This is a genomic window from Collinsella aerofaciens, from assembly GCF_009876115.1.
In the GTDB taxonomy this organism is placed as follows: domain Bacteria; phylum Actinomycetota; class Coriobacteriia; order Coriobacteriales; family Coriobacteriaceae; genus Collinsella; species Collinsella aerofaciens_N.
Genome location: NZ_WWSY01000014.1, coordinates 38,553 through 50,373 on the forward strand (window position 1 = coordinate 38,553; position 11,821 = coordinate 50,373).

The 11,821-nt window shown below is 55.2% G+C and carries 7 protein-coding genes and 1 pseudogene; 5 read left to right on the forward strand and 3 right to left on the reverse strand.

Annotated features, from left to right (window positions below; genetic code table 11):
• The 3 genes and pseudogenes from GT571_RS07690 to GT571_RS07700 all read left to right on the forward strand — a co-directional run bounded on the left by GT571_RS07690 (position 1) and on the right by GT571_RS07700 (position 3,857).
• Complete coding sequence (locus tag GT571_RS07690) at positions 1–939, forward strand: FHA domain-containing protein (RefSeq protein ID WP_117862639.1); 939 nt, start codon at positions 1–3, stop codon at positions 937–939.
• A 324-nt stretch (positions 940–1,263) separates the two neighbouring features.
• A pseudogene (locus GT571_RS10290) lies at positions 1,264–1,533 on the forward strand (methyltransferase); the annotation flags it as partial.
• A 695-nt stretch (positions 1,534–2,228) separates the two neighbouring features.
• A complete protein-coding gene (locus tag GT571_RS07700) occupies positions 2,229–3,857 on the forward strand; it encodes an ATP-binding cassette domain-containing protein (RefSeq protein ID WP_161156472.1) in 1,629 nt (542 codons plus the stop codon).
• A gap of 886 nt (positions 3,858–4,743) precedes the next feature.
• Here GT571_RS07700 and GT571_RS07705 read toward each other — a convergent pair.
• From GT571_RS07705 to GT571_RS07715, 3 genes are all read right to left on the reverse strand, one after another.
• Entirely contained in the window at positions 4,744–4,923 is a 180-nt protein-coding gene (locus GT571_RS07705) for a hypothetical protein (protein ID WP_147324165.1), read from the reverse strand.
• Between the two features lie 30 nt (positions 4,924–4,953).
• Positions 4,954–5,157, reverse strand: coding sequence for a hypothetical protein (locus GT571_RS07710; protein WP_124785779.1), 204 nt, complete (start codon positions 5,155–5,157; stop codon positions 4,954–4,956).
• Between the two features lie 169 nt (positions 5,158–5,326).
• Complete coding sequence (locus GT571_RS07715; RefSeq protein WP_117564922.1) at positions 5,327–6,685, reverse strand: radical SAM/SPASM domain-containing protein; 1,359 nt, start codon at positions 6,683–6,685, stop codon at positions 5,327–5,329.
• A 516-nt stretch (positions 6,686–7,201) separates the two neighbouring features.
• Here GT571_RS07715 and GT571_RS07720 point away from each other — a divergent pair.
• Together GT571_RS07720 and nifJ are read left to right on the forward strand one after the other, a co-directional pair.
• Positions 7,202–7,681 (forward strand): FHA domain-containing protein, encoded by a 480-nt coding sequence (locus GT571_RS07720; RefSeq protein ID WP_117564921.1) that lies wholly within the window; start codon positions 7,202–7,204, stop codon positions 7,679–7,681.
• Between the two features lie 451 nt (positions 7,682–8,132).
• Positions 8,133–11,672 (forward strand): pyruvate:ferredoxin (flavodoxin) oxidoreductase, encoded by a 3,540-nt coding sequence (gene nifJ / locus GT571_RS07725; RefSeq protein WP_161156474.1) that lies wholly within the window; start codon positions 8,133–8,135, stop codon positions 11,670–11,672.
• Positions 11,673–11,821: the final 149 nt, after the last annotated feature.

The following is an 11,821-nucleotide window of genomic DNA, read 5'->3' on the forward strand; positions in this document are numbered from 1 at the left end:
ATGGCATCTCAAGTTAAGCTCACCCCATGCGGGGCCATGTTTGACATCTTTAAGCGCGCGGCGCATCTGAGCCATATCGAGCTGTGCGGCCTGGTGCTTTCGTCCCGTCCGCTCGCCGACGGCCGCAGCCCGCAGAGCCGAGCCGCCGATCGCTCTTGGGTTTCCCGCTTTATCGTTCGCGCGCCGGTCGGCACGCTTCAGCAGCGCTACTTTGCCGAATACGGTACCTCGGCTGCGCGTATTATGTCGCAACTGGCCCTGCGCCAGCGAAATCCCATGGACTCCACGGCTGTGATCAATATGGTGTGCGGTCCTGCAGGTGAACCGATGGTACGCGCGCTCGAAGAGTGCCATCAGGACACGAATCTCTATCGCAACGCGCTCGATCGCCTGTCCCAGGCGGCGGAACTCATGCCCGCCGAGCGCGCCGAGGCCGTGCTGGTGCTGTTTGTCGCCGTCGGTTGTTCGGCGGATGTGCGGTCCTCGGTGAACTATGCCATCGACTACGCGCACGCGACCTGTGGCGGAGGCACCTCCACGCCGCGTTCGCTTGGCATGTCGATGACCGCGGGCGAACGCGAACCCGCTCCGGCGCACCCCTTGGGCTTGCTGCGCGTACAAAACAGTTTTGTCGTGAGCGCCCCGCGCTGGATTCAGCCGAGTGAGCAGGGTGTTGAGATTGGTGCGCTGGCCACTGGTGAGGGCGATATTACCGACGTCGGCGACGATGTCTCGGCCCGCCATGCCCATATCTGGTGCGATGCTCAAAATATCTGGCACGTCGAGGACTTGTCGTCCACCAACGGAACCGTGGTGGTAAACGGGGCCACGCGCGTCTGCATTCAGGTCGAGCCCGGCCGTTCCGCCCAACTCAATCCCGGCGACGAGCTCAAGCTCGGCGAATCCACTACCTACGCCATCCTCTTCGGTGCCCTCTAGCCGGCAGATAGGGACGTTTCTTTTCTGCCGGCACTTGGGGACACTCCTCGGCGCGCCAGAGCCAGTCGCCCGGGGATGGAGGGGCCATTTTGGCCCTTGGCGGTCAGTCGGGGCGAAACTAGAAGATCTTTCCGATTCGCGGCTGTTCATGCTTGTAGAGCATCTAAAACAATAGGATGTTATTCTGGAATATGCCGGGTGCGTGAACTTGCCTGTCTTAGCCTTAATAAGGTATAGGGGAGTTTGGCTCAGGGGTTCCGTCTTGTTCTTCAGCGCAGTATTGTGGGACAGATTTGCTGAGATTGGCGCCTTACACCGCAGAGCGCACGGAAGGCTCTCGATTTGTGTTCTGGCCCCAGAATACAGGGCCTGATACTTACCAACTGTGGCATGGATGTAACATCTGTAGAAATCAACCCTTTTGTTGTCGACCTTTGTAAGAAAAACACTGCCATCAACTCTTTGGATGACGAAACTAGGGTGCTTGAGGGGAGCCTTTACTCCCCTCTGAGAGATGACTCATGTTTTTCGCTTGTCGTTGTGAATCCTCCGTTACTGCCGATTCCGGATGAGATTCCTTATCCCTTCGTTTGAGATGGAGGACAATCGGGTCTGGATAAAACACTTCGTATTCTTAAGGGTGGCGATACGCATTTAGAGAAAAACGGTAAATACTGCTAATAGGGGTGACGACGATGGTGCAGGGGCGACCCGCGATGCTCTCATCAATACGTCGGATACTTGGGAAATCAGGTCTAGATGCATGTATGATGATGCTGTGTGGCTATTCAATTAATCCGCGTTCCGAATGGGTGCAGGGTATAGCTGCGACATCGTATGCTTTTGACCCGGCGCGATACTCAGATATTTCTGAGGCGGTTGACGAAGTTTATACGCACTATGCCGCGCAAGGCGTTTCGGAAGTTTGCACATCTACGTTACGGGCTTAGGTTTCTTCAAGCGAGCAGGCCGGTTGCGTTATTTCGAGCGATTTTTCTAGTCTAGACGACAAAAGGCAAAGGATTTGATGGGTATAAAACGCGGACGTTTGTGGGCGGATGCTCAAATCTATTGTGGCAATCGGGCGGTTGAAAAAGATATTTCAACCGCCCGATTGCCAGGTTCGTCGGAGGAGATGTCCGATTCCGACTCTCTTGTAGGAAGAGCTTGAGATCGTATTGGCCCAAGGCAATCTTAAAGCAGTCTCATTGGCAAATCTTCGCTCCTGTTGTGTTGAGGTGTAAGGTATCAGTGATTGATGTTTTGTGGCGGGTAGATTGGGGCCTTCCTTGATTCGATGCGTTCTCTCGAGGTTCATCAGAGCAAAAGGGGCTTTCGTCTTCATTGCTATCACGGTGATTGGAACCGCTCTCTCCTATGCCATGCCATACGTGAACGGGAAATTCTTAGATTTTCTTCTCGGTAACCGCAGCGAAAGAGACGCCGTACTCTTCGCGCTCCTGGTTGCGTCAATAGGAGTTTTCTCCACCCTCTTTACTTATTTTGCAGGAACACTTTCCATTCGCATAACCACGAGACTTTCCTTTGATCTTCTCAGGGAGGCCGTCTTGCGTTTTGAAAGAGACGATTACTTGGTGAGTCGGACCATCGATCCAGCCTATACAACGCAACGGATTATTTCCGACTCCAGCGTGGTCTCATCCTTCGTTTTGGCGAATTTTATCAGTGCGCCGCTGTCCATTGTAGCCATTCCCATCGTATTGCTTATCATATGGTCAATTGATTCAACTCTCGCGGTGTTTTCCATCATTCTCCTCATCGTGTATTTCTGTGTAATTACTGGGTTGAGGAAACTTTTGTATAGGGTCACGTATGAGAAGAAAGAGGCGGACAGCGCCTTTTACGCCGCAATTGCATCGCAGCTTAATCAGATTCTCAACATTCAACTGACATCTTCGTACGGCAAGAGCGAACAAGCGCTCGACGCTGGGTTTAAGAGCTATTTTCCCAAAGTTTTGCGCTCCGGAAAGCTATCATATTCTCTGACATCGCTCGATGGTCTTTTCGCAGCGTTGTTTCAAGCGGTGATACTTGTTGTTTCCGGAGTACGAATCATTAACGGAACTATGTCAATAGGCGAGTACATTATCATCGGTACATACTTCGCGGTTCTCTTTAAGACTTTGAAAAGTATGATGTCATTGTTCAAATCCTATCAAGATGCCAAAGCATCATGGGATAGGACGGCTATCGCGACGAGAGAAAAGGAGAGATCGGGGTGGAATCGGACCGATTTAGCTAAACTCGATGAAATAAATGACATTTCGGTATCTGATTTGGAATTCTCGGTTGCCCTTCCAGACGGATCTGTCCGAGAGGTCCTCGGCGGGTTTTCTTTCAAGTTTTCCGGTCCTGGTACATATTGCATAGTTGGGGAAAACGGAAGAGGCAAGACGTCACTTCTTTACTTGATGCTCGGGCTATACTCATCGAAAGGCAAAGTAAAATACAACGGCGTGCCAATCGAAGAATGCGACTTGGATTACATACGTGCGAGAGAGATATCGTGCTGCCCACAGTCGTGCTTCGCGCCGGACGAAACGGTGAAAGAGCTGTTAGAGTATTTCGACACGCCCTTTTCTTCCTATCACCGGGGTGTAGATGGCCTACTTTCGCTGGAAAACAGCGTGAAGGAGTTGCTCGGGAAACGTTGCTCCGCGCTTTCGGGCGGTGAGCTGCGCCGAGTGTACTTATGGTCGGCGATTTCACGCAAGTCGTCAGTTTTGGTACTCGACGAGCCCACGACTGGGTTAGACGCTGTAAGCCGCGCCGAGCTTGCGGCCTATGTTAAGCGCAACAAGCAAAGCCAGCTGATCATCGTTGTCTCTCACGATGACGAGATGGTCGGCGCGGTAGAAGGGGTAGTGGATTTAGGCAGCATGTACCAGGGTAAATGATGACAAGTGTAGTGCTACCCAACTGGCAGAGATAACAAAAAGGCGATGCAGATGCACGTAGCATTCAGGCGGTTCGGACTCGGTGCCTTCACGCCATCGCAACGCTTTCAGATATAGTTCTCGTTCTCTTACTAAAGGAAACTTTAGTCTACGTCATCTTGTCGAGACAGAGGTGAAGCGAAGTGTTGTCGCGACGTATCTTATTCCAGGTGGCTCAGTATCAGCGTGAGAATCGCACCAAAGTGTACTTACGATTCTCGTGTCCCACGGACAACATGAGCTGAGCATTGAGGTTCCACCCTTTGCTGCAACTACACGGGGTTGGACGGCAATGAATATGCCGGGCCGCATACCACGCGCAGCGGGGGTCCATGTCCCAGTATGTTGCCTACAGCAGCCTCGATGTCCACGCACACATCATCTCTGCCTTCGCGTTCAATCCATTTGCCGGAGAGTGCGAGGGTTGCCAGGCCGTAGAATTCGAGCCGAACAAATGAAATGCGGTATCAGCGCATAGGATTAAACTGACGATTGCTTTGCACTGAGAATACGCTTGGAAAGCCGCTATGGGTGGCGGCCCGGGTTAAATAGAGAAGCCCGTCCGATCACTTTCATGTGGCGAACGGTCGGGCTTCTTATTCCACTTGCCAATGCTCGGCTCATATTGGAAGAAAGCTACGCTAATGTTTGCGTGACACTCCTATTTTCTCCGAAGAAAGAGTCGGATAATGAAGAATAGAATTAAAAAAGGTGCCAGATATAACGCAAGTATAAAGGCTAATCCAACGAGACCTTGCAATAATGGCATAACTCCTCCCAGACACGAGATTTTGGTATTTGTTCCCATCTTATTCTGAATTGGACCAAATAGTTCCTAGCCACAAAACTACTCGTCAACTGGATCGCACCAATCTGCTGGCAAAACACAGCTTGATTCTTTATCGACATAGCACCAATCCGCAACAGGGCACTCGGCGATGTCGTAAAAATTGCATATATCAACTCCAAGACAACAAGGCTCAACGGGAGGATGTTCATTTGAACCAACAGGATGGATATGCTTCATAACAGCTCCTCACCTTAATCCAATTAGAGACTACGTTTGATCAATGCCACAGTGATCTACAACGCAGATGCTGCCGCCATCCATGTCATAGTCGCAGTAATCGTATGCACCACAGCCATCTGCTTTATCATAAACAGTACAGATGTCAGTAATGCCCAAGAGGCAGTCAAAAGACATCGGCTTCACGCCTGCCTCGTCGCCACTTCCTGGATTAATCGGATGAATATGCTTCACGACTACCTCCCTTTGAGTGCAGAAAAACCTCAATATTGTGTATAACAAACCAAGATGTCTAGTTCACCATATTTCTAGAATGGTTTCGGCGAACGTAGCAATAAGCTTCGCAGACGGTAATCAGAAGAACGAACACCTCCACAATGGTGACAGCAATGCGCTGAACCGCTTATTCCGATACAGTAGCTTCTCGTTGATTTTTCTCCTGCGAAGATGAGTGGCGGGAAATAAGGTCAAAAGCCATCTCGTAGCACATTTTTCTATATTCACATGATGCAGGGTGTAGACTCTTGGGCAAGTAGCCGTGCTCGCCTGCAGCCTCCCAGCTACAGCCCCCACCACAGAAAGACCGAGCCCAACAGTCCGTACAGTCAATTCTTTTTTCGACACCCTGACTCCAGTTTTCAATATACCTAGTTTCGTCAATTCCGGTGACGATGTTGCCCATTTTGAATCGCATCATCCCGACAAACCTGTGACAGGGGTATACGTCCCCTTCGGGAGTCACGGAAATAAAACGCCTGCCAGCCCCGCATCCGACAAAGGCGATCCTGTTGCTCATAATCAAATCAACTGCAGTTTTCAATGTTCTAAACAAGGGCTTTTCCCCTTGATCAATCTGTTTGAGATATTGATCCGCCAAATCTATTAGGCCCGCCCTGATTTTGTTTAATGAGTGTTCGTCGAGTTTGATATTCTCATCGAATGAGCTCACGGGCGAGAAGTAAATCCTTCTGAAGCCCATCTCTTTAAACTGAAGATAGTCTTCAACAAGGTTACAGTTATTATTTGTTAAGGTCGCTCTTGCGCCGAAGGGGAACGACTCGGAAAAACGACGAACGTTTTTGTCGATATCGGAGAAAGAGCCGCCTCCCGTCTTGTACGGGCGCGATGCATCGTGCTTGCATCCTGTACCATCGAGACTAATCAGAACAGAAAACCCGTGCTCCTTGAAAGAATTCACAGCAGTGTCATTCAAAAGCGTTCCGTTGGTCGTAATAGAATAGGTAAAGTTTCTATTGGGGTATATTCTTTTTGAATAGTCGACCGTTTTCCATATCAGCGGCTCGTTAATCATGGGTTCCCCACCAAAAAAGACGATCGCAAGCGTTTCGTTTTCCGATGAACTTGCGACGAGGTAGTCGACCGCCTTGAAGGCTATCTCGTCTGTCATCAGCAGAGGAGACGTTCCATAATCTCCTTTACCGGCAAAACAGTAACTACAACCAAGGTTGCATGCATGTGAAACGTGGAGTTCGATGGATCTAAGTTTTCGAGGCGTGTCTTTTGTTAAGAAAGTCCGCTCAGACAATCGTTGATACTCATCAATGTCGTCTTCAAGTTCTGCTATGGTCGTTTGGTCGTAGCCTTTCGCAGCAAGTGACTTTGTTAGCAACTTCGAGTTGACCGTTCTTCCCGATGCTTCAAATATGCGAAGCGCATCTTCTGATGCTTGGTCAACCTGAAAGCAATTGCGAGTGACCTCATCGAAGCAGTAACGACGATCACTTACTGAGAAAAAATGCATACGTTCCTCAATTTCATGCTGGACTGGCACTAACCTTGTTTATTGTTGCGCAGCTATAAAAAACCACCAGCGGGGATTCGGTGTGCGGCCCAATCGGACTCCCAAAAGGTTCTATTTGAGACTGGCAAGCTTTGTGTTGTTGGCACTTCGACAGCGCTCTTTATTCCAACATGGAGCCTCGCAGTTTGAGTCGACTTGCCTCTGGAAGGTCCGATCTTAACTTGATTTAGGATGAAAACAGATTACAGGCGCGCTCCTCTAGAAAGAAAGGAAACCAATCGCCGCCTTTCACCAGGAAAGTTTTTATAGCCCACCTCGAGCAAAATGAAAGATGCGAGAGCGATTGGGGAACAACGCGAATCTCCCCTTTTGGGTGGGAGCGAGCCTTCAGCCACCGGCGAACGACTCGCCCTGGTCAGAATCTGGAAGTGGTGCCGGGCCGCTTGGGCCTCCCCGGTGACTTCGTGGGGCTTACCTGCCTGACGTCGAGGAGTACATCCGCAAGATTCGTTCCCTATGCCGTTTGCTCTCACGCCCGCCTTAGTTCCAAGTCGGGCGAGCCGCCGCGCTCATGCGACCCGTGGCGGCGACACGTCGACGCCGCGCTCGCTGAGCACATCTTCGGTCGCGGGCGAGCACGAGGTCGCGCCGGCGCATCCGCTGGGACTGCTGTGCGTGCAAAACGGCTACGTGGTGAGCGTCCCGCGCTGGATTCAGCCGAGTGAGGAAGGCGTTGAGATCGGCGCGCTGGCAACGGGGGAGGGCGGCATCACCGACGACGTCTCGGCCCGCCATGCCCATATCTGGTGCGATGCTCAAAATATCTGGCACGTCGAGGACTTGTCGTCCACCAACGGAACCATGGTGGTAAACGGCGCGACGAACGTCTGCATCCAGGTCGAGCCCGGCCGCTCCGCTCAGCTCAACCCCGGCGACGAGCTCAGACTTGGCGAATCCACCACCTACGCTATCCTCCTCGGCGTCGGCGCCCTCTAGTCGGCAGATGGGGACGTTCCTTTTATGCCGGCACTCCGGGACACTTCTTGGCGCGCCAGAGCCAGTCGCCCGGGGATGGAGGGACCATTTTGGCCCTTGGCAGTCACCCAAGGTAAACCTTTACCGCCCGCCTATATTTGCCGAAATTACACTTGAAGGCGGGGTACAATAAACCCGCATGCGGATTTCCGTTGCGGGCGCTTCCCATCGCCGGGGCGTGCCCGGGAGCATCCGGCATGCGGCCTTTGCGGCGCTCGGTCATGTGCAAGACGGGCGGTCGGGTCTGTGGGGCGCATCAACTGCCCCTCGCCTCGGCATGTCTTCTCTCCACGCCATGTACCTGCTGCTGAGCCTGCCTGCCAGATGATTGGAAGCAACAGCGTAAATCCCATCACGCCAACATCCCGGCGATCGCCGGGGCCTGTATACCTATATGAGAGGAGAGGGGTATATGGCGCGTAAGTTTAAGTCTATGGACGGCAACGAGGCGGCCGCATATGTTTCGTATGCGTACACCGAGGTAGCGGGAATCTATCCCATTACGCCGTCCAGCCCGATGGCCGACCATGTCGACCAGTGGGCGGCCCAGGGTCGCAAGAACATCTTCGGCACCCCGGTCAAGGTCGTCGAGATGGAGTCCGAGGCAGGTGCGGCCGGTACCGTTCACGGTTCGCTGGGCGCCGGTGCTCTGACCACCACCTACACGGCTTCTCAGGGTCTGCTCCTGATGATCCCGAACATGTACAAGATCGCGGGCGAGCAGCTCCCGGGCGTCTTCCACGTCTCCGCGCGTTGCGTCGCCTCCCACGCCCTGAACATTTTTGGCGATCACTCCGACGTCATGGCCTGTCGTCAGACCGGCTTCGCCATGCTCGCCGAGGGCAACGTCCAGGAGGTCATGGACCTTTCGCCGGTGGCTCACCTTGCCGCCATCGAGGGAAAGACCCCGTTCCTTAACTTCTTCGACGGCTTCCGCACCAGCCACGAGATCCAGAAGGTCGCCATGTGGGACTACAAGGATCTGGCCGAGATGTGCGACATGGACGCCGTCCAGGCTTTCCGCGACCATGCGCTCAACCCTGAGCACCCGCACACCCGCGGCAGCCACGAGAACGGCGATATCTTCTTCCAGAACCGTGAGGCCTGCAACAAGGTCTACGACGAGCTTCCCGCTGTCGTCGAGGGCTACATGAAGAAGATCAACGAGAAGCTCGGCACCGATTACGGCCTGTTCAACTACTACGGCGCTCCCGATGCCGATCGCGTCGTCGTGTGCATGGGCTCCTTCTGCGACGTGCTCGAGGAAGTCATCGACTACCTCAACGCTCACGGTGAGAAGGTCGGCCTGGTCAAGGTTCGTCTGTTCCGTCCGTTCTCCATCAAGCACTTCGTCGACGTTCTCCCCGAGACCGTCCAGAAGATCGCCGTCATGGATCGCACCAAGGAGCCGGGTTCCATCGGCGAGCCGCTCTACCAGGACGTCGTCTCCGCTCTCTACGAGGCCGGCAAGACGGGCATCAAGGTCGTCGGCGGCCGTTACGGCCTGGGCAGCAAGGATACGCCTCCCGCATCCGCGTTCGCTGTCTTCGAGGAGCTTAAGAAGGACGAGCCCAAGCGCGAGTTCACCATCGGCATTGTCGATGACGTGACCAACTTGAGCCTGCCCGAGGCCGAGGATGCGCCCAATACCGCAGCCCCCGGCACCATCGAGTGCAAGTTCTGGGGTCTGGGTGGCGACGGTACCGTCGGCGCCAACAAGAACTCGATCAAGATCATCGGCGACCACACCGACAAGTACGTTCAGGCCTACTTCCAGTACGACTCCAAGAAGACCGGCGGCGTCACCGTCTCGCACCTGCGCTTTGGCGATTCCCCGATCCGTTCGCCGTACTATGTGACCAAGGCCGACTTTGTCGCTTGCCACAACCCCAGCTATATCGTTAAGGGCTTCAAGATGGTCCGCGACGTCAAGCCGGGCGGCACCTTCCTGGTCAACTGCCAGTGGAGCGACGAGGAGTTCGCCGAGCACATGCCCGCCGTGGCCAAGCGCTACATCGCGAACAACAACGTCAACGTCTACCTGATCGACGCTATCGACCTGGCCGCTAAGGTCGGCATGGGCAAGCGCACCAACACGGTGCTCCAGTCCGCCTTCTTCGCGCTGGCCAAGGTCCTGCCCGCCGAGGACGCCCTGCAGTACATGAAGGACGCGGCTACCAAGTCCTACATGAAGAAGGGCCAGGCTATCGTCGACGCCAACCACAAGGCCATCGATGCCGGCGCTACCGCTTTCCGTAAGTTCGAGGTTCCGGCCGACTGGGCTACCGCCGAGGACGCCGCTCCCGTCGAGCTCTCCGAGGAGACCAAGTCCGCTATCGCCCAGCAGGTCAAGAACCTGCTCGAGCCCATCGATCGCATGGATGGCGACAGCCTGCCCGTTTCCGCCTTCGTCGGTTGCGCCGACGGCCAGTTTGAGCTGGGCGCCTCCGCATACGAGAAGCGCGGCGTCGCCGTGGTCGTTCCTCACTGGGACGAGACCAAGTGCATCCAGTGCAACCAGTGCGCCTATGTGTGCCCGCATGCCACCATCCGTCCGTTCGCGATGACCGAGGACGAGGCTGCCGCCGCGCCCGAGGCTGCCCGCACGCTCGACGCCATGGGCCCCAAGGCCAAGGGCATGAAGTTCACCATGGCTGTGTCCCCGCTCGACTGCATGGGTTGCACCAACTGCGTCAAGGTCTGCCCCAAGGGCGCCCTCGAGATGGTTCCCACCGAGCAGGAGATGGACCAGCAGCCCGTTTGGGACTACATGGTCGAGAACGTCTCCGAGAAGAAGGAGCTCATCGCGGCCAACGTCAAGGGCAGCCAGTTTAAGCAGCCCTACCTGGAGTTCTCGGGTTCCTGCGCCGGCTGTGCCGAGACCGCCTATGCACGTCTGGTGACCCAGGTCGCCGGCGACCGCATGTTCATTTCCAACGCCACCGGCTGCTCCTCCATTTGGGGTAACCCCGCTGCCACCGCTCCTTACTGCAAGGACAAGGACGGTCACGGCCCGGCGTGGAACAACTCCCTGTTCGAGGACAATGCCGAGCACGGTCTGGGCATGGCCGTTGGCTATGAGGCCGTTCAGCACAAGCTGATCGCCGCTACCCAGGACATCATCGCTGCCGATGGTCCGTCCGATGAGCTCAAGGCCGCCGGTCAGGCTTGGATCGACTCCGTCAACGACGCCGAGGCCTCCAAGACTGCTGCCGCTGCCTACGTTGCCGAGCTCGAGAAGTGCGGCTGCGACGCTTCCAAGGCAATCCTCGCCGACAAGGCTTACCTCACCAAGAAGTCCTTCTGGATCTTCGGCGGCGACGGTTGGGCCTACGACATCGGCTTCGGTGGCCTGGATCACGTCCTGGCTTCCGGCCACAATGTCAACGTCTTTGTCTTCGACACCGAGGTTTACTCCAACACCGGCGGTCAGGCCTCCAAGGCCTCGAACCTGGGCCAGGTCGCTCAGTTCGCCGCTGCCGGTAAGGTGACCAAGAAGAAGTCCCTGGCCGAGATCGCCATGAGCTACGGCTACGTCTACGTGGCGCAGGTCGCCATGGGCGCCAACCCGGCTCAGACCCTCAAGGCCATCCACGAGGCCGAGGCCTACGACGGCCCATCCCTCATCATCGGCTACAGCCCCTGCGAGATGCACTCCATCAAGAAGGGCGGCATGCAGAACTGCCAGGCCGAGATGAAGAAGGCTGTCGAGTGCGGTTACTGGAACCTCTTCCGCTTCAATCCCGAGGCTGCTGCCGGCAAGAAGTTCTCGCTCGATTCCAAGGAGCCCGCGGGCGGTTATCAGGAGTTCCTGATGAACGAGGCCCGTTACGCTTCGCTGACGCGTTCCTTCCCCGAGCGCGCCGAGGAGCTCTTCAAGGAGAACGAGCAGGCCGCTATGGACCGCTACGCTCACCTGGTGAAGCTCAAGACGGTGTACAACGAGGCTTAGGTCTCCCACCGCAGGATCTGAGGGCTGACCTTCGCGGACGTCCTCGGACATGAAAGAACCCCCGCTGCGCACTGAACTGCGCCCCAATTCTTGGACGGGCTAATAAGCGGCCTACGCCGCACATAGGGACTGATTCCGGAATTCCTCCG